We start from the raw sequence: 24892 nt of genomic DNA, 5'->3' as shown, positions 1-24892 counted from the left end.
CGGGCTCGATGCTACGCAGAAAGATTGCTTTGGCCAATGGAACGCCGGACTGCTGAAACACCCCTGAACTGCGGGTATTTCAACAGCCCGGCTCCATAAGAGTCCCTTAGGGCCTGCTTAAGCAAAGCCTTCCAGGTGTGAGGCTGTCACCGTGGCTTCGGTGGCTTGGCTTCGGTGGCGCCGGTCAGGAGGTGAGGTAGCAGGACTTCGCGACACCGGGGAGTGGATCGCTGCCGAAGGCCGCGGTGGTGCAGGGCGTGCCGCTGGAGAACGACTTGTAGATGAATCGACCCCGTGCCCCGTACGCGACGGTCTGCGTTCCGCTGAAGCCGCACGTGCTGTTCTCGGCGGCACACGAACCGGCGTATCCGGGCGGACCGCCGGTGGCGGTGTAACAGGACTTCGACTCACCGGGGATGGGGTCGCCGAAGGTTGCGTCGGTGCACGCGGTGTTCCCGGTGGCCGTGACCTGCTTGAACGCGCCGAAGGCGCCGTACCTCACGGGCTGTCCCGCGGCGGCGGAGCAAGTGCCGTTCTGGGACGCGCACTGCGTCCAGCTGCCGGGCGGACCGCCCGCGGGTGGCAGGTAACAGGACTTGGCGACACCGTCGATGGGATCACCGAAGTGGGCGTTGGTGCAGGCGACGGAACCGTTGGTGACCTGGTAGGAGAAGGCGCCGTTGGCTCCGTACGCCACGTTGCGGTTGTAACCGGGGACCGAACAGTTGCTGCCCTCGGCGGCGCAGGCCGTGTACCCCGGAGGCCCGCCCGCGTCCGCCAGATAGCAGGACTTGACGAGGTTCGCGGCAGGATCGATGCCGAACGCGGCGTTGGTGCAGGCCGTACTGCCGTTCACCGTCCGGTAGGCGTACGATCCGGCCCCGTAGGCCACGACGCGTGTGCCGCTGAAGGAGCAGGTGCCGCCCTCGCCGGCGCACCGGGTGAAGCCCGCCCGCAGTTCACCGGTGCCCGGCACGTCGGGCGGCGCCGGGTTGCCCAGGCCGGTGGCGCTCACGCTGTAACTGCCCGGCGCGACACCGGTGAGGTAGACGTAGGTGTCGTCCTGGCTCGCACCGGTGATGCCCGAAGTGGGCGTGAACGAGCCGTTGTTCCACACCACGGCTCCGTTCACCGACACCGAGACGTTGCCGCCGCCGAACTTGGGGACACCGATCCGGCCGGTGGTGCCGGAGGGGCTGGTGAGCTGCGCCGAGTAGGTGCCGGCGCTCGCGTTGCGGGACCAGGACGCGTTCACGGCGCCTTGCGGCATCGTGATGCGGCCCTCGGCGCTGGTCAGGTCGCCGGGATGCGGGACGAACCGGTAGGCGCCGCTCGCCGACTCCGGTGCGGTGCCCAGCACGTCGAAGGTCAGCGTGGACGTCGGCGCGGACGACCAGCCGTGGGCCATGCTCATGAACGAACCGCCGTACGCCGGGCCGCCGTCGGCACTGATCCCCTCCCAGAACGTGCTGCTGGTACCGACAGGGCTGTCCAGCATGTGCCCCCAGGTACGGCGGATCTGCGCCAGGGCGCCGTAGTCGTCATTCGCGGTGAAGCGGGCGTTGAGCTCCATCCCGCCCGCGAAGGGAGACACATTGCCGCCCCACTCGGGGGTGGTCGGCCCGTACGCGCCCCAGCGAGCGCCCAGCGCGGTGACGATGCTCTTCGACTTCGCTGCGGTGTCGGTCAACCCGTACCAGACCGCAAGGGAGTTGCCGTCCTGCGGGTGCAGGGCGCTGGTGGGGTTGTCCCGGTACATCCCCGCCGACGCGTCCCACAGGACAGCGTTCGCGGCGGACTTGAGAGCGGCCGCCTTGCTGGTCCAGCTCGCGGCGAGCGCGCTGTCACCCTCCACCGTGGCCAGCGTGGCCCCGGACCTGAGGGTGGCGTACAGGAGCGCGTTGGCCGAGATGTTCTCGCCGCCCTGTCCGACGCGCGCCCAGTCCTGCGTACGGGTCACATTGAGCAGGTTGCTGCTGCCGATCTTGTTCGTGATGAAGGTCATCGCGCGCTTGTAGTTGGCCCACTCCGAGTCCAGCCAGGCGCGGTCGGCGGAGTAGGTGTAGTACGTGGCCGTGCCCAGCAGCGTCCACGTGTGGTACGTGTCCGAGCCGGTGAGGTTGAACGGCGGGCCGGACCAGGGGATTTCACCCGCCGATGACTGCGCGTTGTACATCGTGGTGAGCGCGTTGCGTGTGGAGACCAGGTCGTTGGTGGACGCGTACTGGGTCGGTACGGCGATCCCGAGGTCGCCGGGCCAGACCGTACGGTCGCGCTTCGCACCGTCCACCAGCACGCTGTCGCCGACGCCGACGGTGGCGCTGTTGTCCCAGGCCGACGACGGCGGCGGCCATGCCCGTCCCTGGTTCGAGGCGATGGTGTTGAGCTGCACGGTGTACGCACCCGCGAACCAGATGCGGTTCAGCAGATCGTCGCTGGAGTGGAAGTAGTTGGCGTAGTCGGCCGGGTTGGACTTTCCGGGAGCCGCCGTGAAGTTGAGGCTGACGCCCTTGAGGTCCACCCAGCCCGAGGTGTCCAGAAAGACCGTCAGATAGCGGAATCCGCCGCGCTGTTGGGCCGTGGGAACCGTGTACGAGCCGTTGGCGGGCGCCGAGCCGTACAGCGCTCCGTCCTCGCCGTCGCGGCCGCTGCTGCGGTCGCTGTTGTTCCCCACGTAGAGGGACGATTCGCTGAAGGCCAGGCCCACCCGCTGGCCGGAGTCGCTGGTGCTGCCGAACGATAACGTTGTCACCCCGCCGACCTCTTTGCCGAAGTCGAGGGTGATGGCCGACTGGGAACCGGAGATCCGCGTCGACTGTCCGCTCAGGACGTTCGTCGGATTCGCGACACTGCCCGAGGTGCGGTACACGGCGGTCGGCTTGACCGTCCGGGAGGTCGGCGAATAGTTCAGGGCAGCAAGTGCCGTTGGGGACACGGCTGTTGACGTCACTTCGCTGGACCCGGCCGACGCGGTCGAGGCGGCGGCCGTCGGGACGAGACCTGCGGTCAGCAGGGCTGTCAGGGCCGCGAAGCGGCCGGCAGTATGCCGGAAATCCTTGTGTCTGGAGTGCGTGAAGCGGCGGCGACGCATGGTTGCCTCCCGGGTTGGTACTGCCAGGTGGGGGAGAGGGTTCTCGGTTGATGCTCGGTTGGTGCGAAGGTCGAAGTGGATCGGGAATGAATCGATTCAATTCGATCGTCGCGGCAGGTGAAGCTCATTGCGCAAGGGATTGTGCGAGGCGGCTCGCCGAAGTTGCACCGATGATGGGGGGTCGTGAATGGGGTGTCAACCCGCTGCGTGTGTCACGTTTCAAGCCGGGAATGAATGCGTCTCACGTCATTGACAGGGACTTGCCAGGGCGGTTCACTGCCTCCGAGACAGGTATGGACCAGTGCTCGGTCCCGGCCGGCCCGTGAGGCCGTCAAGTGACCGACGCTGTGTGCTCGTTGGTGTCCCCATCCCCCCCAGGAGTGAGGCGAGATCGATGACGGACCTGCACAGAGACAACGTTGTCAGATGGCTGGTCGGACTGCTCCTCGTGACCGTGGTGGCCGCCGCGACACTGATCCCCCTGTCGACGCCCGCCTCCGCCGCCACCACCGTGTGCGCCCTGTACTGCGACACACGTGATCCCTCACTGGCCCGGCAGGACACCTTCCCCGTGCCCACCAAGGACCTCAACGGCCGTCAGCTGAAACTCCATGTCTCCGATGCCGACGACATGGCGTGGGCCAGCATCGACGGCGGCACGGCCGGTGACTCGGTCTGGATCGACCGGTCCTGGGACGGCGGGGCCACCTGGGACGGACTGCTGGGCAAGGCGAGCATCCCCAGTACGTGGACCGGCACCAGAACGCTGATGTACAACATCACCGACCCCAGCAACCACAAACGCGGTCTGGTCCGCGCCTGCGGCGACGCGAACGCGGTGAGCTGCACGAACTGGGTGTACCCGACCGTCTGCGACACGCTCTGCGACGGAACCGACCCCGGCCAGGCCGCCGGCGACGACCAGCCGGTGCCGTCGACCACCATCTACGGCCGCACGGTCCGGCTGCACGTCGACCAGAAGAACTCCATGGCCTGGGGCAGCATCGAGGGCGGCGGAGCCGGCGACGAGATCTGGCTCGACCGTTCCTGGAACGGCGGGACGAGCTGGCCGGACGGGTCCTCGCTCGGCCGCACCGGCACACCGTCCGGTTCCACCGCGACCCGCACCAAGATGTTCGCCACCCGCGACCCGCGCGGTCTCCTCTACGGCGGCGCGGTCCGCGCCTGCGGGCGGGAAGCCGGCCACAACGAGGGAAGTTGCACGGCCTGGGTCCGCCCCGCCCCGTCCAGGGGCCGTGCGGCTGCGGACGCGCTGATGGCGTCGTACGACCCGTACGAAGGCTGGTGGAAGAGCAGTTGGTGGAACTCCGCCGCCACCCTCACCGCCCTCATCGACTACGCCAAGACCTCCGGCACGCACGACTACGACTGGGTGATCGCGCGCACCTTCGACCAGAACAAGGGCACCTTCCCCGCGGGCGGGCGCAGTTCGGACGCGATCGAGGGCCACTTCATCAGCCGGGCCATCGACGACGCGGGCTGGTGGGCCATCGCCTGGCTGGACGCGTACGACTACACCGGGGACGCCCGCTACCTCGCCGAGGCCGTCACCATCGCGAACTACGTCCAGGGGTACTGGGACCCCAGCACCTGCGGCGGCGGCGTGTGGTGGGACCGCGAGCGCACGTACAAGAACGCGGTGACGAACGGGCAGTACCTCTGGCTGACCACGGCGCTGCACCAGCGCATCGCCGGCGACACCGTCTGGCTCCAGCGCGCCAAGACCGCCGCCGCCTGGTACAAGTCCAGCGGCATGATCAACTCCTCGGGACTGGTGAACGACGGACTGACCTCGTCCTGCGCCAACAACGGCAGCACCGTGTGGAGTTACAACCAGGGACTGGCCATCGGCGGGTTCCTCGAACTGTCGAAAGCGACCGGGGACACCTCGCTGCTCACCACCGCCCGCACCCTGGCCGATGCCGCGATGAGCAGCTCGCAACTCACCAGGAACGGTGTGCTCACCGAATCCTGCGACCTCGGCTCGGCGGCCTGCGACGACAACCAGAAACAGTTCAAGGGCATCTTCATGCGCCACTTCAACGACCTCGCCAAGGCCACCGGATCCACCGCCTACACGTCGTACATCCAGAAGCAGTCGGACACGATCTGGGCGAACGACCGCACCTCCCTCAACGCGCTCGGCGAACGCTGGGCCGGCGCCAGCCCCAACCAGACCGACTGGCGTACGCAGGCGAGCGCCCTCGGTGCCATCACCGCGGCGGGTGGCTGAACCTGCCTCGACCGGCCGCCGTGGTGCTCCGGCGCTGACTGCTCCGCCGTCCAACAGGGCGGCGGAGCAGTCGGCGATGAACGAGGAGTCGGGTCGGACAAGGATGCTGAGGCAGTCGTCAAGCTCGCCGCGGCCGACCTCGGAGCCGTCGGTGTCCTCACCTACTCGGTGAGGCTGGGTGTGAACGCGGCCAGCAGTCGGCGTCCTCGCGTACGTAGCGACAGGCGGTCGCGATCCTGACGCCGCCGCCGACGGTCAGGCGCGCGCAGTTGGCACTGCACCGCAGACGGGACGGGATGCGCGGGAGGCTGCGGCATCGCGAGCGGCAGCCGATCTCCGGCCGGTGCGCGGCCAGTTGATGGACGAGGTGGTGCATGTGCGCGCTGTGTCCACCAAGTGCTGCTTCGTCAGCGGCCACCAGTCCGAACAGCGCAAATTACCGGGAAGCTGGAAACAGGGCAATGTGATGCGCGACACCATTGACCAGCATGATCACCACACACATGATCCTCACAGCTTGTTGTAATGGAAAATTAAGGGGATGGGTGGGGCGTGTTTACGCGAAGACGGGGTCGCGGCTGGCGTCAAGCGGTGCGGAGTGGGGCAATAGCCGTCACGCTCCTGGGGGTTGGGGTTCCGGTGGTCGGGGTCGGGGTGACTCCGGCCCTCGCCGATGACGGGGCGGCCTCGGTAGCCGCTGACGGAACTCCGCAGTCGAAGGCGAGTGAGTTCGCGGCGGAGACCGGTGAGCGGGTGGCCGTGGACGCGGCGACCACTGAGTCGTCCCAGGTCTTCGCCAACCCGGACGGCACCTTCACGCAGGAGATGAACGCGGCTCCGGTCCGTGCCCGGAAGGACGACGGCACCTGGGCTCCCCTCGACACCACCCTCGTGCGCGAAGCCGACGGTTCTGTACGGGCGAAGAGCACCACGGCCGGTCTCACCTTCTCGGGCGGCGGCAGCGGGGACGGGCTGGTCACGCTGGAGGACGAGGGGCACGAGCTGCGGCTCGGCTGGCCCACCGCGCTCCCCGAGCCCCGGCTCGACGGCGACACCGCCACCTACGCCGGGGTCCTCCCGGACGTCGACCTGAAACTGACCGCGCTGAGCTCCGGCTACACCTCGGTGCTCGTGGTCAAGACCGCGGAGGCGGCCAAGAACCCGGCGCTCGCGACGATCAGGATGACCGTCTCCGGCGGCGGTCTGGACATCGCCCCGACGGCCGACGGCGGTTTCGTCGCGCGCGACGGCGACGGCACCCCGGTCTTCGACAGCCCGGCGGGGCGGATGTGGGACTCGGCCGGTGACACCCCGGCCACCGTCACCTCCACGGCCGGCATCACCACGCAACTCGCCCGCACGGCTTCGGCAGTGGCGGAGGGTGAGGGCGACCCGGAGACGACGGAAGCGGCTCCGCTGCCCGCCGCCAAGGGCGAGCCGGCCCCTTCAGAGGCCCCCGGCAGCGGTGACGCGGCCGCTGAGCTCCCGCTCAAGATCACCGGCACCACCCTGGAGATCACGCCCGACCCGGCCCTGCTGCACGGCGAGGACACCGTCTTCCCGCTCTACGTCGACCCGCCCACGAAGGGCATCTCCCTGGGCGACTGGACGGCTCTGGCCTCCAACGGCACCAAGTACTGGGAGTTCAGCGGGGACAAGGGCGTCGGACGCTGCTCCAACTACGCCGGCTACATCTGCGCCAGCAGCCCGTACACCCAGCGCATGTACTTCGAGTACCCGCTCTCGTCGATCCACGGCAAGAAGATCCTGGACGCGACGATGGAGGTGTACCAGGAGTGGACGTTCACCTGCGATCCGCACTGGTACGACCTGAGCCGCGTGGACAAGGGCATCTCCTCCAGCACCACCTGGTCGTCCCGCCCCACGGCTGTGGACTTGATGGGTGATCGCAACGTGGCCTACGGGCGGGGTGGCCTGTGCACCCCGTCGCAGCCGGCGAACTGGGTGCGCTTCAGCGACAACGTGGACGAGGAGACGAACGAGAACCTGACGACGACCCTCGCGTCCTACGCCGCGAACAAGGAGTCGCAGATCACCTTCTCGCTGACCGCGCACGACGAGTCCGACGCCGCCGCCTGGGCGCGGTTCCGCAACGACGCCAAGCTCTCGGTCACCTACGTCTCCTATCCGGGCAAGCCGACCTCGTACGGCGTCAGGCAGGGCACCACCGGGCGGGCCTGCAACACCTCCACGCTGCCCTTCGCCACCAGTGACACCACGCCGAAGATGCTGGCCACGGTGCAGTCGGCGGACGGGAGCCAGGCCCAGCTGCGCGCCATGTTCGAGGTGTGGAAGGCCGACGGCTCCAGCCGCACCTGGTACGCGGCCTCTCCGGACGGCGCCTGGGTGGCCGACAACGCCGCTCGCGACGCGTCCTCCAGCGCACTGCCGGCGCAGACGGACTACCGGATGCGGGTCAAGACGCAGGCGTACTACATGACGGACCGGGGCGTCACCGGTGTGCTGGACTCGTCCTGGTCGTCCTGGTGCTACTTCCGCGTAGACACTGATTCACCACCGCCTCCGGTGGTGACCAGCGCGGACGGCGTCTACAAGCCGGCCGAGACCGATCCGGCCGCGGGCGGGGTGGGCACGCCGGGCAGGTTCACCTTCACGCCCGCGGACACCAACCCCGCCACGGCCGGCATCCAGTCGGACGTCGTCAGCTACAAGTGGAAGCTGAACAGCGGCGCGGTCTCCGCCCCGATCACCGTCGCCAAGGGAACGGCCACCACCCAGACGATCACGCCGAACCAGGCCGGTGAGAACACCATCCAGGTCTGGGGCTTCGACGCGGCCGGCCACAGCTCACTCACCGGCTACTACAGCTTCCTGGTGCTGGGCGCCGAGAAGCCCTCGGGGATCTGGCACCTGGACAACGCCCTCACCGACGCCACCACAGCGACCCAGCACCCGCTGACCTCCTCGGGGGCTACGTGGGACACCCTGGCCCGCAACGGCTCCGGCGCGGCGAAGTTCAACGGCACGACCGCGTACCTCTCCACCTCCGGCGCGGTACTGGACACCACCAAGTCCTTCACCGTCTCGGCCTGGGCGCGTCTGGAGAAGAAGGACGTCAACTACACCGTCCTGTCCCAGGCGGGTACGAACGCCTCGGGGTTCCAGCTGTACTACTCGACGGCCTACAACGCCTGGATCTTCAACCGCCACCAGACGGACGTCGTCAGTCCGGCGATCACTCGCTCGATCGGCACCAAGCCGCCGGTCCTGAACGTCTGGACCCACCTGGCGGGCGTCTACGACGCTGCGTCGCAGACACTCCAGCTCTACGTCAACGGCGTCCCGCAGGGGGATCCGGTGCCGTTCACCGTCACCCCGTGGAAGGCCTCCGGAGGTCTGCAGGTCGGAAGGCTGTGGCACGGCGCGACCGGCAAGGAGAACTTCGCCGGCACCGTCGACGAGGTGCGGGTCTGGTCCCGCGCACTCGCGGACACCGAAGTGGCCCACGACGCCTGGCTGGAGGACGAGGACCTCAGTGACGGCACCGCCGGCGACCCGGTCCCGGCGCTCGTCGCCAAGTGGGACGCCACGGACATGGCCAACGCGACCGGCACCACGGTGAAGGACACCAGCGGCTTCGGCCGGAACCTCACCCTCAACGGGGCCGCACTCACCCAGTTCACCACCGGCGACCCGGACATCGGCGAAGAGGTCACCACCACGCAGGCGATGACCCTGAACGGCACCAGCGCGTACGCCACCGCAACCGGCCCGGTTGTCGACGACTCCGGTTCCTTCACCGCGACCGCCTGGGTGACGCTGGATCCCGCCAAGCTCGCCGACACCAGCAAGTCGTACGCGGTGCAGGTGTTCGGCCAGTCGGGGACGAGTCAGTCGTCCTGGGGCGTCTGGTACGAGCAGCCGGCAGGCAGCACCCAGGGACGGTGGACGTTCGGCCGCCCCGACAAGGACGGCACCGGAGCGGTCTGGACCGAGAGTGAGTCCACCGCCTCGACCACGGCCCAGCTGGGCGTCCCGGTCATGCTGTCGGTCGTCTATGACGCTCAGGCCGAAGCCGACCCTGATGACACTTCCAAGCTCGGCGGGCTCAAGCTCTACGTCGACAGCGCTCTGATGGGTGACGAGGACGGTGTGCCGTACTCCGTCCCCTGGCAGGGCGGCGGAGTGTTCGAGATCGGCCGGGCGAAGATCAACGGCGTTGCCGCGCGCTACTTCCCCGGGAAGATCGACAGCGTTCGCGTCTGGGCCGGAGCCACGTCCACCGACGCCATCGCCAACCGGCGCAACACCGAGCAGCAGTAGGAGCGGGCGGGACAGGGCGGGCCTCTTGCCCGCCCTGTCCCGCCCTGCCTTCTTCTGCTCTGTCTCGTTCTGCTCGCAACCTTCCGCGCGTCTTGGCCCAGGCGGTATCGAAATCCGGCGTTCTCGGGCGCCGACGCCGACGCCCGACCGCTTCCTGCCCATTTCCATTTCCGAAAACGGGAAATCACCGTGTCTTCAACACCCTTCCGCACACGCTTGCCAGGAGCGGTCATACGCCGCTGGCTTGCCCGTGGCGCGCTCGTCGCCTCCCTCTCCCTCCTGCCACAAGTCGTGGTTCCCTCGGGCTATGACTTCGCCGCGCAGGCTCAGTCCCAGGCTGCCCGGAAGCCGCTGGAGGACCGGCCCGACGCGAAGACCGACAAGGTGGGCGTGCTCAAGCCCGGCACGTCCAAGGCCCCGAAGGACAAAGCTGCACCGGCGTCCCGCGAAACCAGTGAGCGGCTGAAGAAGGCCTCCTGGCCCAAGGCAGGAAAGGCCACCGCCGAGGTCGCGTCGACCGGTACGGCCGCCGTCACGGTCGGTGGGCTCGGCCTGGCCCTGGCACAGGAGCCCGCCGCCTCGGCAGCCAAGTCGGCGAAGACCAAGACAGCGACGAAGGCCACCGGCCCGGCCGAGAAGGTGGCGCTCAGCCTCCACTCCCAGTCGGCCGCGAAGAACGCGGGCGTCAACGGCGTCCTGCTCACCGTCGACCCGGCGGCAGCCGTGTCCGGCAAGGGCGACACCGACAAGCTCCGGGTCTCCCTGGACTACTCCTCCTTCAACGACGTCTACGGCGGCAACTTCGGCCCCCGTCTGAGCCTGGTGACGCTCCCGGCCTGCGCGCTGACCACCCCGGAGAAGAAGTCCTGCCGCACCCAGGCCCCGGTCGAGGGGGCGGACAACGACGCGGAGTCCCAGACGCTCACCGGCACCCTCTCCGCCCGCACCCTCACATCCGGTACCCCCATGTTGCTGGCGGCGGCGGCCGACAGTTCGGGCGGCGGGGGCGACTACGGCGCCACCCCGCTGTCCCCGACCGCGACGTGGGAGGCCGGCGGCAGCACGGGCGACTTCACCTGGAACTACCCGTTGCGGGTCCCTCCGGCCACAGCCGGCCCGTCCCCGAACCTGTCCATCTCCTACAGCTCCGGTTCGGTGGACGGCCGTACGGCCGGTGAGAACAACCAGACCTCGGTGATCGGCGAAGGCTTCTCGATGACCGAGTCCTACATCGAGCGCAAGTACGCCTCGTGCAAGGACGACGGCCAGACCGGCAAGGGCGACCAGTGCTGGAAGTACGCCAACGCCACGCTCGTCCTCAACGGCAAGGCCGTGGAACTCGTCAACACCTGTGCGGACAAGGCCGCATGTGACACCGCCGCGCTGTCGCAGGCGTCCGGCGGGTCGTGGAAGGTGAAGAACGAGGATGGCTCCCGCGTCGAGCACCTGACCGGTGCCACCGGCAACGGCGACGACAACACCGAGTACTGGAAGGTCACGGACGCCTCCGGCACCCAGTACATCTTCGGCAAGCACCGGATGCCCGGCTGGAGCGACAAGGGCACCACCGACACCGCCGACGACGACCCGGTCACCAACTCCGTATGGACCGCCCCCGTCTTCGGCGACGACTCCGGGGAGCCCTGCTACAAGTCCACCGGCTTCGCGGACTCCTTCTGCTCCCAGGCCTGGCGCTGGAACCTGGACTACGTCGTGGACACCCACGGCAACGCCTCGACCTACTGGTACGGCAAGGAGACGAACTACTACTCCAAGAACGCCGACACCACCGTCAACGGCACCGGCTACACCCGTGGCGGCTACCTCAACCGCATCGACTACGGCCTGCGCAGCGACCTGATCTACACCAAGCCCGCCGCCCAGCAGGTCCGCTTCACCTACGCCGAGCGCTGCGTCGTCTCGGGCGGCTGCTCCAGCCTGACGGCGGACACCAAGGCCAACTGGCCCGACGTGCCCTTCGACATGATCTGCGCGTCCGGCACCAAATGCACCACCCAGATCGGCCCGGCCTTCTTCACCCGCAAGCGCCTCACCGACATCACCACCTCGGTGTGGACCGGCACCGGCACCACCCAGCGGGACGTCGACACCTGGCACCTGGACCAGAGCTTCCCCGACACCGGCGACGCCTCCTCGGCAAGCCTGTGGCTGAAGTCCATCCAGAACACCGGCAAGGCCAACACCACCGCGGCCGCCACACCGCCAGTCGTCTTCGGCGGCATCCAGCTGTCCAACCACGTCGAGGGCAGCGGCCCGGACACCCTGCGCTACATCAAGTGGCGGGTGCGCACCATCAAGTCCGAGACCGGCTCGACCCTCACGGTCAACTACTCCGACCCCGACTGCATCTGGGGCTCCAGCATGCCGGCGGACATCGACAAGAACATCCGCCGCTGCTACCCGGTGAAGTGGTCCCAGTCCGGGGCGACCCCGGTCACCGACTGGTTCCACAAGTACGTGGTCACCTCCACCTTCCAGGACGACCCCTACGGACACGGCGACACCGGTGAGAAGTACTACGACTACCAAGACGCCGGCTGGGCCTACGCCGACGACGAGGGCCTGACCAAGGCCTCCAACCGCACCTGGTCGCAGTGGCGCGGCTACGGCAAGGTCGTGGAGACCTCCGGCGACTCCGAGGGCCCGAGCTCCAAGAAGTCCACCCTCTACATGCGCGGATTGAACGGCGAGAAGGAACTCGACGGCACGGCCCGGGTGGAGAAGGTCACCGACTCCACCGGTACCGCGATCGACGACTCCCGCCAGTTGTCCGGCTTCGTCCGCGAGACCATCGTCTACAACGGCACGGACGAGGTCAGCGGCACCATCAACACGCCCTGGGCGTACCGGACCGGCAGCCACACCTACGCCTGGGGCAACACCGAGTCCTGGATCGTCCAGGCCGGTGAGACCGTCACCCGATCCAAGACGTCCACCGGCAGCCGCACGGTCAAACAGAAGACCACGTACGACACCACGTACGGCATGCCGTTGACCGTCGAGGACAGCGGCGACACCGCCAAGGCCGGCGACGAGACCTGCACCCGCACCAGCTACGCCCGCAACACGACGGACTGGCTGGTGAACAAGGTCAGCCGTGTCGAGGTCCACTCCGTCGGCTGCACGGCCATTCCGACGGTCCCCGGCGACGTCATCTCCGACGCCACCACGGCCTATGACAGCCAGGCGGTCGGCGCGGCGCCCACCAAGGGCGACATCACCGCCACCTACCGGGTCGCGAGCTACGACCCGGTGACCAAGGCACCCGTCTACCAGCAGGTCTCCGGTGCCACCTTCGACAAGCTGGGCCGCCCGCTCACCGAGACCAACGCCCTGGGCCGCACGGTCAGGACGACCTACGTCCCCGACGACACCGGATACGGTCCGCTGACGTCGAAGACCTCCACCGACCCCAAGTTGTACTCCTCCACCACCGAGGTGGACCCGGCATGGGGCACGGCCACCAAAACCACCGACGCCAACGGCAATGTCACCGAGTGGTCCCTGGACGCGCTCGGCCGTGTGCGCTCGGTCTGGAAGCCGGACCGCTCCCGCGCGCTCGGCGACGCGGCCACCCTCGTCTACGCGTACAGCATCAACAACGACAAGGAGACCTCGGTCCGCACCGACGCCCTCAAGGCCGACGGACAGACCTACAACAGCTCCTACGAGATCTTCGACTCGCTCCTGCGCTCCCGCCAGCAGCAGGTCCCCGCTCCGAACGGCGGCCGGGTGATCTCCGAGACGCTGTACGACGACCGGGGCCTGGCCTACATCGCCAACGAGCAGGTTCACGACAACCTCGCCCCGTCGGGCACCCTGGCCAACACCTTCCCGGGCTCCGTGCCCGCCTCCACCGAGACGGTCTACGACGCCGCCGGCCGCGCCACCGAGTCGATCTTCCGGGTCTACGACCAGGAGAAGTGGCGCACCAAGACCGGCTACCAGGGCGACCGCACCGCCGTCACCGCCGCAGCGGGCGGCACCGGCACCCTGAGCATCACCGACGCCCGCGGCCGGATCACCGAGCGCCGTGAGTACGGCGGCCCCGTCCCGACCGGCACCGACTACACCCGCACCCTCTTCGAGCACGACCCATCCGGCCGGCTGACGAAGATGACGGGTCCGGACAACGCCGTCTGGTCGTACGGCTACGACCTGCGCGGCCGCAAGACCACTTCCACCGACCCCGACAAGGGCACCGTCACCACCACCTACAACGACGGCGACCAGCCGCTGACCACCACCACGACCCTGGAGCAGGTCACCCGCACACTGATCACCGACTACGACGAGCTCGGTCGCAAGATCGGCACCTGGGACGGCGTGAAGGACAACGCCCACCAGCTCACCAAGTTCACCTACGACTCCCTCGCCAAGGGACAGGTGACCGCGGCCATCCGGTACGTCGGCGGCACCACCGGCAAGATCTACTCCCAGGTCGTCACCGGCTACGACAGCCTCGGCCGCCCCAAGGGCACCAAGACCGTCATCGCCGCCAGTGACGCCCTGGTCGCGGACGGCGGCGCACCGCAGACGTTCACCACCTCCACCGCCTACAACATGGACGGCACCGTCCAGTCGACCTCGATGCCCGCGGTGGCCGGCCTGCCCGCCGAGGCCGTGGCCAACAGCTACAACGGCCTCGGCATGCTCACCGGCACCGACGGCATGACCGACTACGTCCAGAACATCGGCTACTCCCCGTACGGCGAGATCGAGGAGACCCGCCTGGGCACCTCCACCGGCGCCAAGCAGCTCCAGATCCTCAACCGCTACGAGGACGGCACCCGCCGCCTGTCCAACATGCACACGGTCGATCAGACCAACACCGGCTACACCAGCGACGTCGACTACGTCTACGACGCCACCGGCAACGTCAAGTCGGTCACGGACAAGGCCAACGGCAAGGACACGCAGTGCTTCGCCTACGACGGCTACCGCCGCCTGACCGAGGCTTGGACCCCGTCGTCCAACGACTGCACCACCACCCGCTCGGCGGCCGCGCTCGGCGGTCCGGCCCCGTACTGGACCAGCTGGTCCTACAAGCCCGGCGGCCTGCGCGACACCCAGGTCGAGCACGCAACCAGTAACACCACGACGGCCTACGGCTACCCGGCCGTCAACGCCACCGGCGGCGGCCAGCCGCACAGCCTGACCTCACTCACGGTCAACGGCGGCACGGCCAAGTCCCTGACGTACGACGAGCAGGGGAACACCACCAAGCGGTACGGCACCACCGGTGTCGCGCAGAGCCTCACCTGGGACATCGAGGGAGAGCTCGTCCGCCTCACGGAGGGCGCAAAGACCACCGACTACCTGTACGACGCCAACGGCGATCTCCTGATCCGCCGCGGCCCCGGCAAGACCGTCCTCTACCTGGCCGGTCAGGAACTCCACTACGACACGGGGGCCAAGAAGTTCACCGCCCAGCGCTACTACGCGGCCGGTGACGTCACCGCCGTGCGCACGGAGACCAGCCTGACCTGGATGATCGACGACCACCACGGCACCGCCTCGATGGCCGTCGACGCCACCAGCCAGGCCATCACCCGCCGCTACACCAAGCCGTTCGGCGAGACCCGCGGCGCGACACCCTCACTGTGGCCCGACGACAAGGGCTTCCTCGGCAAGCCCGTCGACTCCGGCACCGGCCTGGTCCACGTCGGTGCCCGTGAGTACGACCCGACCACCGGACGGTTCCTCTCGGTCGACCCGGTCCTGGTCCCCCAGGACCACGAGTCCATGAACGGCTACGCCTACGCCAACAACACCCCCGTCACCAAGGCCGACCCGACCGGTCTGCGGCCCATCACGGACTGCGAGCGCGGGTGCAGCGACGGCAAGGGCGGCACGTACCGCGACTACATGACGATGGGCCCGAACGGAACGTGGGTCTACCAGTCCAGTCGGAACTACACGACCAAGGTCCCTGGCACGTCCAACACCTACATCAGTGCCACGGTGACCACCCGCGCGGGCCGGACGACCTCCGTCGACGTCACCGTCTTCAAGAAGCCGACCTTCAAGAAGGGGCCGAACCCCGAACCGGAGCGCAAGGAGGGTAAGAAGAGCAAGGTCATGGACCTCTCCGCCCAAGAACTGGTCATGCTGTGGGCGAAGGGCGGACCATCCGATGTCACCCTGCCCCCGGACGGCGAGTTCGTCCGGCAACTGCGCACGGAGGACCACTTCAGGTCCTTCATCCGCAAGATGCAGGGCTTGATCAAGGATGGCGTGTACACGGCTAAGGGATCGTTCGACAAGTCGCACGCCGACCGCACCGACAGCGAGAAGATCTGGGAAGGCCTCACGGACATCACCGGCTTCCTCACCGAGGGCATCTACGGAGCCAGCCCCGCGAGCATGGCGCTCGGGTCCTACAACCTCGACTACGAGCTGCTCGGGGTGGCCTGCGAGCCGCCCAGGACCGACTCGGAGTGGGACCACGGAGCCCTGGTCGGCCAGGCGAAGGTGTCGATCTCCAACACCATGTCAGTAGCCTCGGCGACACGCAGCCTCTCGGACGACGGGTACAAGAACGGCAGCTCCAACCCGGCCATGAAGGCCGGCTCGGACGTCGCGAAGCAGATCTGGCCCGACGGCCAGACGGACATCACCGTGAAGATCAACTGGATCGAGGAAATCTATGTGCCGAACTAGGAGAGGCAGACGGGCCCTTTTCGGCGCCGCCATCTCCGCCGTCCTCGTCACGGGAATGTCCGCCTGCGAGAAGGAAGAAACCCTCCCCGTTCCCACGGAAGGCCAGATCGTCGGCTCCTGGAGCAACCCCGGAGGCGACTGGATCACCTTCGAGAAGGGCGGGACGGGCACCATCTCGGCAGGAGCCCAGCTCCAGCTGAGCAGCCTGATGGAGAAGTCCGACACCAAGCCGGAATGCCCGTTCTCCTGGGGCGTCGACACCGTGCCCGCGGGAGGCAGCAAGTGGATCTCCGTCACCTTCGCGGCGGGGCAGTGCGGATCGGCTCCGGGTGAGTTCGGCCTGTACTACTACGAGGCGGATTCCGGAGCGCTTCGGCTGTCCCCGGCTGTGGAGTTCCCGAAGCCCGACGAGATCTACGCCCGCTCCAAGGCGACCGCGTAGCGAATGATCGGGGGTCACCGGTCCCCGGTGACCCCCACTCCATCGGCGGGGAGACGACTTTCCGTCTCCCCGCCGAAACGTCCCTCACACCGAAACCCTCCCGGCCCCGGACGCCCCTCCCGGTCAAAAGGACACGCAACTCACCCAGGCCACGACCAGGGCGAGAGGCTGGCCACGGCCGGAGCCACGTTGCCGGTGCGCACGCCTTCTGCCACCCATCGCCGTCCGGCAAGGCAGCGCAGGCCCAGCGTCGCGCTGATATCGGAGTGCGAAGTGGCTCGGGAGTGTCACTGTCGCTTCCGTGACCTTGAGTGGGCAACAGGCGCGGCCCGTCAGCCGATCCTGCGGCAGGTAGGGCGCCGCGAGCCAAAGCGGCCAGCAGGCCAGTACGCAGCACCGAGGATTCACCCGCACCAGACGGAGCGACCACGATCAACGGGCCGCCCGTCGCCATACGTTCGTCCAGGCGTACCAGCAGACTTGCCGCAACTGCGTCCCTGCCGAAGAACCAACGAGCCTGCTCTGCACGGAATGAAGCCAGCCCTGGGTAAGGGCATTCATCCGCCTCCGAGGTGGAGACCGCCGTGGCCCGGCGGGATCGGCGCCATCTGCAGGATCCTTCCGCCAACGCCTCGACTTCAGCATCAGCATCCCCAGATCATCCGCAGGGGCGTCCAACCGTGGTCCCTGCCCAGCAACCTCAACGCCGAGGCTTACCGTGACGCCCATGACGCGTCCGAGCCCCAGCCCGGTCCACGACCGCTATGCCGCCCGAATCGTCGACCAGACCGCCCAGTTGACCTCGGCCGTCGAAGGCGCGGACGCCACGGCGCCCGTACCCGGCTGGACCCTCGCCCACCTGCTGCGCCACGTCGGCGGCGCGCACCGCTGGGCCGAGACGGTCGTACGGACCCAGGCCACCGAGCCCGTCTCGGACGAGCAGGTCAACGACGTCACGCCCGACGCGGACGACGACCTGGCCGCGCTGGCCGCCTGGCTCACGGAAGGAGCCGCCCTGCTCGCGGACACGCTCCGGGCGACGGGCCCGGACGTCCCGGTGTGGACAGTGGCCCCGGGTGGCACCCCGCACTTCTGGGCGCGCCGAATGACGTACGAAACCGTCGTGCACCGCTTCGACGCGACCGCCGCGGTCGGCGGGACGTTCATCCTCGATGCGGACGTTGCCCTCGACGGCCTCGACGAGTGGGTTGAGTTCAGCACCCTTCCGCAGGCCTACGAGTCGGATTCAGCGCGGCACGAACTCCTCGGCCCCGACCGCACCCTCTACATCCACGCCACCGACGCCCCCGAGGCGACGGGGGAGTGGCTGATCGACATCACGGACGAGCCCATGATTGCGTCAGTGGGTTGAGCGGGTCGAGTGGGTTTCATTGCGATGCCTGCTCGGCAGCTTCTCCCAGAAGCGCGTGTGCTGAGTCCGCGTCCGCAGGTTGAAGATCAAGTCAGTCCTCGGGGTTCTGGCCGCGTGTTCCTGCTGTCGCGTCGTTGTTCCGTTGGATGTCGGCGTTCCAGCTGGCCAGGAGGCGGATCGCGTCGGCTTCGGGGGTGCCGGGTTGGGGGGTGTAGACGTTGAGGATCTGGCTGGAGACGGCGTCGACGCGGAGGTTCTCGTAGGGCAGTGTGACCTCGCCGATGAGCGGATGCCGGAAGGTCTTCGTGCCGGCTCGTTGGGCTCGTACGTCGTTGGTCGCCCAGCGCGTCCGGAATTCGGCGCTGCGGGTCGCGAGTTGTCCGATCAGTTCGGTCAGGTCGGGGTCGTCGGGGTGGCGGCCGGCCTCGATTCGCAGCATCGCCACGGTGTCCGCCGCGATCCGGTCCCACTCGGGGAACAGGTCCCGGGCCCTGGGCTCGTCGAGGAACAGGAAGCGAGCGCTGTTCGTCCGTCCGGGCAGGTCGTACATGGGTGCGAGGAGTGCGCGCCCCAGTGCGTTGACCGCGAGGATGTCGAACCGGCCGTTGAAGACCACTGCGGGTAGGTGGTCCATGGAGTCCAGCAGCACTCGGATTCCGGGGGTGACCAGGTCCTTCGCCGCGCCGCGGCTTCGCTTGCGGGCCGCGGGGGTCAGAGCGGCGAGCAGTCGGTCGAGGTGAGCGCGTTCGTCGTCGTCCAGACGCAGGACGTTGGCGACGGCGTCGACGACTCCGGCGGAGGGCCCGGTTGCCTGGCCGCGTTCGAGCCGTACGTAGTACTCCGGGCTGACCCCGGCGAGCAACGCGACCTCCTCCCTGCGTAGACCTTTCACGCGACGGCGGGTGCCCTGCGGAGGAAGCCCGACATCGGTTGGGGTGACCCGGGCGCGGCGGGTGGTGAGGAACTCGCGGACCGCCGCCCGCGCGGCCTCCTTCTCGTCCATGAGATCAAGGATAGGCCCGGCCCCCATCCCGCAAGGGGGCCCTGTGAGTACCCCTTTTCGCAGTGGCTGTCGGGATGTCGTGAACCGATGTTGGCTGGATGTCGGCGAGATCGACATCGACGCCCGATGCCGCGGACGCCGACCCTCGCTGCTTCCCACTGATGCGCCTTCCTACGACACTCTCGACGAGAAACGAGTTCTCTCATGCAGCACGCCACGCTTGGGAACCTGCGGGTTTCCCGGATCGGCCTGGGTGCCATGTCCATGGCCGGCACCCTCCTCTCCGGCGGCGGCCTGGACGACGCCGAATCCATCCGCGCCATCCATCGCGCGCTCGACCTCGGCGTCACCCATATCGACACCGCCGAAAGCTACGGCCCGTACCACAGTGAGGAGATCGTCGGTCAGGCGCTGGAGGGTCGGCGCGACCAGGTCGTCCTCGCCACGAAGTTCGGCATCCTGTCCCATGCCGGGGACGGAACCGGCCTGTTCGACAGCAGTCCGGCCAACATCCGCACCGCCGTCGAGGGCTCGCTGAAGCGCCTGCGCACCGACCGGATCGACCTCTACTACCAGCACCGGGTCGACCAGAACACCCCCATCGAGGAGACCATCGGCACCGTGGCCGAGCTGGTCGCCGAAGGCAAGGTCCTGCACATCGGCCTGTCCGAGGCCTCTACGGACACGATCCGCCGCGCCCACGCCGTGCACCCGATCTCCGCGTTGCAGACCGAGTACTCCCTGTGGACCCGTGACGTCGAGGACGAACTGCTGCCCCTGCTACGCGAGTTGGGCATCGGTCTCGTCCCCTACGCGCCCCTCGGGCACGGGTTCCTGACCGGCCAGATCCGCACGCCGGACGACATCCCCGACGGCGACTGGCGCAAGACCAATCCGCGCTTCATCGGCGATGCCTTCTACCAGAACCTGCAGCTCGTGGACGAAGTACGGAACATCGCAGCCGAGGTCAGTGCCACACCGGCCCAGATCGCGCTGGCCTGGCTGGTGGCCCAGGGCGGGGACATCGCCCCGATCCCCGGCAGCCGGCGAGTCGCTCGCGTCGAGGAGAACACCGCCGCCGACGGCATCGTCCTGACCGCCGACCAGTTGCAGCGGCTCGACACCCTCACGCCGGCCACCGGCGCCCGACACGACGACTTCAACGAGTCCACGATCGACCGCTGAACCCAGCATCAGTGCGTGTGCCGCAACCAGCCCGGCCACCGAACCCCAACGAGATTCTCGACGCCCGAGAGCCTCCGCCTCAGAGGAGCAACGCCATGTCCGCAGCCACATCACTGACCGAGCAGAACCGCGCGATCGTCGAAGGCATGTTCGCGGCGGCGAACCGCGGCGACGTCGAGGGAGTCTTTTTCTTTCTCTCCGAGGACGTCGCGGTCATCGAGCCGGTGTTCCTGCCCTTCGGGAAGGCCTACCACGGCAAGGACGAATTCCTCGGCCTCGCCCAGGTCCTGCCGAACTACATCGAGGTCTCCTCGATCACGGTGCACTACACCATCGCCGACGGCGACCGCGTCGCGGCGTGCGTCGGCATCAAGGACGTCACGACCGGAGAGCTGACCCACTTCATCGAGCAGTTCACCCTCAAGGACGGCAAGATCGTCGAGAACCGGGTGTTCTACCACAACGTCGGCTCCATGCTCGAAAAGCCCAGGGTCGTATAGCGCGCGCACTCGAACTCGCTGATCGCCCCGCAACGTTCCTCACCCAGTAGAGGAACTCGCCGCCGCCTGCGGGGATGCCGCGAACGCCGACCCTCGCCCTGCCTCTGACGCACGGTCCTTCAACACTCTCGACGAGAAATGAGTTCTCCGATGCAGCACGTCATGCCGGGGAGCCTGCGGGTTTCCCCGATCGGCCCGAACACCATGTCCCTGGCCGACACTTGCACCTCCGGCGGCGGCCTGGACGACGCCGAATCCATCCGCAGCGAGGAGGGCGGCGCATGAGCGAGCAGCGAGCTGTCCAGCACTGGATCGACGGCGCCGAGGTCGTCGGCGGACGGAGCGAGCGCATCGAGGTCGTGAACCCGGCCACCGCCACCGTGATCGCCGACGCGCCGGCGGGTACGGCGGCCGACGTCGACCGGGCCGTCGCGGCCGCGCAGCGCGCGCTCCCGGAGTGGTCGGCGGTGCCGGCCAGTGAGCGGGCCGCCGCGATCGCCCGGATCGCCGACGGCATCAAGGGCGCCATCGACGACTTCGCCGCCACCGTCACCTCCGAGATGGGTTCGCCGATCTCGTACGCCGAGGTCGTGCAGGCCGGGCTGCCACACCAGGTTGCGAGCAGCTTCGCCGCGGTGGCCGACGGCTTCGCCTGGGAGGAGGAACTGGGCAACGCGCTGCTCGTGCGCGAGCCGATCGGTGTGGTCGGTGCGATCACGCCGTGGAACGCCCCCCTCTATCAGACCGTCGCGAAGGTCGCGCCGACGTTGCTCGCCGGTTGCACGGTGGTGCTCAAGCCCAGCGTGCTCACCCCGCTCACCGCCGCCCTGTTCGCCGAGGTGACCGCGGCCGCGGGGGTCCCGGCGGGCGTCCTCAACGTCGTGTACGGCGCCGGGTCGGTGATCGGCGAAGCGATCTCCGGCCACCAGGGCATCGACATGGTGTCGTTCACCGGATCCACCGGCGCCGGCAAGCGGGTGTCGATCGGTGCGGCGGCACCGTGAAGCGGGTGGCGCTGGAGCTGGGTGGCAAGTCGGCCAACGTCATCCTCGACGACGCCGACCTGCAGAACGCCGTCGACCTCGGCCTCGAGTACGCCTGGATGAACAGCGGCCAGACCTGCGCCGCGTGGACGCGGATGCTGGTGCCCGCGAGCCGGCACGACGAGATCGTCGAGCTCGCGGTGGCCGCCGCCGGTTCCTACGGCGTGGGCGACCCGACCGACCCGGCCACCCGGATCGGCCCGATGTCCTCGGCCGCCCAGCAGAGGCGGGTGTCCGGCTACATCGATCGCGGCATCGCCGACGGGGCCACGGTCGCGTTCGGCGGCGCCGGCCCGGTCGAGGGCCTCGAACGCGGCGCCTACGTCCGCCCGACGATCTTCGCCAACGTCGCGCCCGACGCCGTCATCGCCCAGGAGGAGATCTTCGGCCCGGTGCTCTCGGTGATCCCCTACGCCGACGAGGCCGAGGCCGTCGCCATTGCCAACAACTCCGTCTACGGCCTGGGCGGCAGCGTGTTCGGCGAGCCGGACCACGCGCTGGCCGTGGCGAAGCGCATGCGCACCGGCCAAGTCATCGTCAACGGCGGGGAGTTCAATCTGACCGCGCCGTTCGGCGGATACAAGCAGAGCGGCAACGGCCGGGAGCTGGGCCGGTTCGGGCTGGAGGAGTTCCTCGAGGTCAAGGCCATCCACCGCTAGGAAGGTGCCGGGTGGCCCGGCTCACGTGCGCGCCGGGAAGCCTTGCAACCACAGGGTGCCTTGCCGTTCCAGCAGTTCACGAAGCCGACCTGGTTGAAGGTGAGTTGCGGCGTGATCGTCATGTACCTGCACCGTCATGGCACACCATCGATCGCGCGTTGTCGGAGCCGAGGACGGGACGTCTTGCTGTGTGGGGAGGCAGGCGGACGCGGGCGGCGGATCCGGGTGGCGGCCTCCGGCACGAATGGCACCGACGGACACCCGTACGACCTACGTGCAAGTGATGGAATAGGGGTGCCTCGGTGCTTCGCGTCCCGGCATGCGGCCATGCGGCCATGCGTGTGCGGATCGAGATCCGGGCGATCCGTAAGTCGCGACCGGAAGTCCCGTACCCCAGCGGCTCGTTGGGCCGCGTGATCGGAGAGCGTCGAATGCCGAGTGGACTCATCGCGCTGGCACTCGGCGGGTTCGGTATCGGTCTGACCGAGTTCCTGATCGCCGGGCTGCTGCCGCAGGTGGCGTCGAGTTTCGGGGTGTCCGAGGCGGCCGCCGGTCGGCTGATCTCCGGGTATGCGTTGAGTGTTGCGATCGGGGCGATCGCGCTGACCGCGGCAACGGCACGGCTGCCCCGTAAGGCGATCCTGGTCGGCCTGGTGGCGTTGTTCGTCATCGGCAATCTGTTGTCCGCTCTCGCGCAGAGCTATTCGGTGATGATGCTCGGCCGGATCGTCGCGGCGTTGTGCCACGGTTCGTTCTTCGGTATCGGCTCGCTGGTCGCGCGCAGTCTGGTCGCGCCGGAGAAGAAGTCCCGCGCGGTGGCGGTCATGTTCGCTGGCCTAACGCTTGCGAACGTGCTGGGAGTGCCGTTCGGTGCGCTGGTCGGTGAGCGCTGGGGCTGGCGGGCGGCCTTCTGGGCGGTCACCGCGATCGGTGTGCTCGCGCTGGCGGGAATCATCGCCCTCGTCCCCGGCGGCGTTGGAGAATCGCGGCCGGGGACGGAGACGGGCCGCTCGGACCCGATGCCGCCGAACGGCTTGCGGGCGCAGTTCCGCGCGTTCCGGTCCTGGCAGGTCTGGCTGACTCTGACGGCCACCGCGCTCAGCTACGGCGGGATGTTCGGTGCGTTCAGCTACATCGCCTACACGTTCACCGAGGTCGGTGGCTTCTCCTCGGCGGATGTCGCCTGGTTGCTGATGGTGTACGGCGTCGGCCTGGTCGTCGGGAACCTGATCGGCGGGCGAGCGGCCGACCGCGACCGTGACCGCGCGCTGCTCCTCGCTCTCCTCGGACTCACCATCACCCTGGCCGTGTTCGGTCTGCTGGCCGGCAGCGCCACCGCGTCGGTGATACTCGTGTTTCTGATGGGCGTGTTCGGGTTCGCCAGTGTGCCCGGCATGATCACTCGCGTCACCGACTACGCCCACGGGGCGGCACTGGCCGCCAGCGCCAATGTGTCCGCGTCCAACATCGGCAACGCGCTTGGCGCCTGGCTCGGGGGCGTGGCCATCACCGCGGGCCTCGGCTACACCTCACCGCTCTACGTCGGCGCTGGAATCGTCCTGCTCTCGGTCATCGTCATGGCCGTTGCCGCACGCCAAGCCAGGTCACCCGCGTTCGCAGTGCAGCCGAACGCCCCGACATCACTCGATCAAGGTCGGTAGCGGGCAACGCGGGCATGGGCGTGCCGTCCGGAGCCAGGCTCTGGGCGGCACGTCCGGTGACCGGCTGCGCAAGGTCACGGCCACATTCCAGCAGTGCAGTCATGCAAAGCAGCAAACCTCGCAGCGGTTGAGGGCCTGCCCGACCGCCCCTTCCGTCTGCCATCGAGGGAGCACCGCGGTCCTGGGTGGGGACGGATGGAGGATGCGGCTGCCCGTCCCTGCGCGGCGGTGTCCGGCCCCGAGTTGCCCACGGTGGCCAACGCCGGCCCTGCGGCAGCCGTGGTGTTAAGGGGCGACAGTCAACGATTGCCCCAGTGATGCTCCTGTCCGGGCAGATTTCCATCCGTTCCACTCTCTTGACACCGGTTGCATGGCTGCCTTTACTTACCAATCACCAAACGACCAATCGTTCGGTCGGGAGATCTGGGGCGGCGATCGACCACGGCCCCGGAAGTCTCCGCCGACGCGATGAAAGGCCTAGTCCACTCAGCTGCAGAGTCTCTGTCTCCGGCTGGCGGGAGCGGTCCGGGCACCACCATGCCCCGGTCTTCCGCCGCCTGCTGTCGGCGCTGTTGGTGTCACTCACCCAGTGACACCCGCGGAAGCCGGCCGTGCAGTGTTCCGCTTGAGTCGACCAGCTCAGTCCAACTGCACGAGGCCAGCCAGAAAGCTGGTCTCGGTGCACAAGCTGGC

The 24892-nt window shown here is 68.4% G+C and carries 11 protein-coding genes and 2 pseudogenes; 10 read left to right on the top strand and 3 right to left on the bottom strand.

Annotated elements, in window-relative coordinates; translation table 11 throughout:
- Positions 1–184 precede the first annotated feature (184 nt).
- Positions 185–3091 (bottom strand): trehalase family glycosidase, encoded by a 2907-nt coding sequence (locus tag OG219_RS44490; protein ID WP_266836890.1) that lies wholly within the window; start codon positions 3089–3091, stop codon positions 185–187.
- Positions 3092–3485: 394 nt separating this feature from the next.
- Here OG219_RS44490 and OG219_RS44485 point away from each other — a divergent pair, with 394 nt between their 5' ends.
- From OG219_RS44485 to OG219_RS44470, 4 genes are all read left to right on the top strand, one after another.
- Entirely contained in the window at positions 3486–5345 is a 1860-nt protein-coding gene (locus tag OG219_RS44485; RefSeq protein WP_266836888.1) for a glycoside hydrolase family 76 protein, read from the top strand.
- Positions 5346–6098: 753 nt separating this feature from the next.
- Positions 6099–9650 carry a LamG-like jellyroll fold domain-containing protein gene (locus OG219_RS44480; RefSeq protein ID WP_266837940.1) on the top strand — a complete coding sequence of 1184 codons (3552 nt, stop codon included), beginning with the start codon at positions 6099–6101 and terminating at the stop codon, positions 9648–9650.
- A gap of 189 nt (positions 9651–9839) precedes the next feature.
- A complete protein-coding gene (locus OG219_RS44475) occupies positions 9840–16334 on the top strand; it encodes an RHS repeat-associated core domain-containing protein (protein ID WP_266836886.1) in 6495 nt (2164 codons plus the stop codon).
- A gap of 55 nt (positions 16335–16389) precedes the next feature.
- Positions 16390–16776: a hypothetical protein gene (locus OG219_RS44470; protein WP_266836884.1), complete on the top strand. Its 387-nt coding sequence runs from the start codon at positions 16390–16392 to the stop codon at positions 16774–16776.
- A gap of 370 nt (positions 16777–17146) precedes the next feature.
- Here OG219_RS44470 and OG219_RS48320 read toward each other — a convergent pair.
- Positions 17147–17404, bottom strand: a pseudogene (locus OG219_RS48320) (hypothetical protein); the annotation flags it as partial.
- A 99-nt stretch (positions 17405–17503) separates the two neighbouring features.
- Between OG219_RS48320 and OG219_RS44465 the strand changes: the two are divergent.
- Positions 17504–18148 carry a maleylpyruvate isomerase N-terminal domain-containing protein gene (locus tag OG219_RS44465; protein WP_266836882.1) on the top strand — a complete coding sequence of 215 codons (645 nt, stop codon included), beginning with the start codon at positions 17504–17506 and terminating at the stop codon, positions 18146–18148.
- A 91-nt stretch (positions 18149–18239) separates the two neighbouring features.
- Here the strand turns inward: OG219_RS44465 and OG219_RS44460 are convergent, their stop codons facing one another.
- Positions 18240–19151, bottom strand: coding sequence for a helix-turn-helix domain-containing protein (locus OG219_RS44460; RefSeq protein WP_266836880.1), 912 nt, complete (start codon positions 19149–19151; stop codon positions 18240–18242).
- Positions 19152–19355: 204 nt separating this feature from the next.
- Here OG219_RS44460 and OG219_RS44455 point away from each other — a divergent pair, with 204 nt between their 5' ends.
- The 5 genes and pseudogenes from OG219_RS44455 (at position 19356) to OG219_RS44435 (ending at position 24199) form a co-directional block, all read left to right on the top strand.
- Positions 19356–20336 (top strand): aldo/keto reductase, encoded by a 981-nt coding sequence (locus OG219_RS44455; RefSeq protein ID WP_266836878.1) that lies wholly within the window; start codon positions 19356–19358, stop codon positions 20334–20336.
- 95 nt (positions 20337–20431) lie between these two features.
- On the top strand, positions 20432–20836 hold the full coding sequence (locus OG219_RS44450; RefSeq protein ID WP_266836876.1) for a nuclear transport factor 2 family protein: 405 nt from the start codon (positions 20432–20434) through the stop codon (positions 20834–20836).
- Between the two features lie 150 nt (positions 20837–20986).
- A complete protein-coding gene (locus OG219_RS44445) occupies positions 20987–21121 on the top strand; it encodes a hypothetical protein (RefSeq protein WP_266836874.1) in 135 nt (44 codons plus the stop codon).
- Positions 21118–22538 (top strand): annotated as a pseudogene (locus OG219_RS44440) (aldehyde dehydrogenase family protein). The gene OG219_RS44445 and the pseudogene OG219_RS44440 overlap by 4 nt, the downstream one beginning before the upstream one ends.
- A 431-nt stretch (positions 22539–22969) precedes the next feature.
- Complete coding sequence (locus OG219_RS44435) at positions 22970–24199, top strand: MFS transporter (protein ID WP_266836872.1); 1230 nt, start codon at positions 22970–22972, stop codon at positions 24197–24199.
- Positions 24200–24892: the final 693 nt, after the last annotated feature.

This window comes from Streptomyces sp. NBC_00038 (assembly GCF_026343635.1).
In the GTDB taxonomy this organism is placed as follows: domain Bacteria; phylum Actinomycetota; class Actinomycetes; order Streptomycetales; family Streptomycetaceae; genus Streptomyces.
Note: the sequence above shows the minus strand (reverse complement) of the source record. Positions and strands in the feature narration are given on the sequence as shown.

Bases quoted from the DNA above. Each gene is read 5' to 3' on its own strand.
- OG219_RS44465 (WP_266836882.1), top strand. From the start codon at position 17,504: ATGACGCGTCCGAGCCCCAGCCCGGTCCACGACCGCTATGCCGCCCGA.
- OG219_RS44445 (WP_266836874.1), top strand. From the start codon at position 20,987: ATGCAGCACGTCATGCCGGGGAGCCTGCGGGTTTCCCCGATCGGCCCG.
- OG219_RS44460 (WP_266836880.1), bottom strand. From the start codon at position 19,151: ATGGACGAGAAGGAGGCCGCGCGGGCGGCGGTCCGCGAGTTCCTCACC.
- OG219_RS44435 (WP_266836872.1), top strand. From the start codon at position 22,970: ATGCCGAGTGGACTCATCGCGCTGGCACTCGGCGGGTTCGGTATCGGT.
- OG219_RS44485 (WP_266836888.1), top strand. From the start codon at position 3,486: ATGACGGACCTGCACAGAGACAACGTTGTCAGATGGCTGGTCGGACTG.
- OG219_RS44470 (WP_266836884.1), top strand. From the start codon at position 16,390: ATGTCCGCCTGCGAGAAGGAAGAAACCCTCCCCGTTCCCACGGAAGGC.
- OG219_RS44450 (WP_266836876.1), top strand. From the start codon at position 20,432: ATGTCCGCAGCCACATCACTGACCGAGCAGAACCGCGCGATCGTCGAA.
- OG219_RS44455 (WP_266836878.1), top strand. From the start codon at position 19,356: ATGCAGCACGCCACGCTTGGGAACCTGCGGGTTTCCCGGATCGGCCTG.
- OG219_RS44490 (WP_266836890.1), bottom strand. From the start codon at position 3,091: ATGCGTCGCCGCCGCTTCACGCACTCCAGACACAAGGATTTCCGGCAT.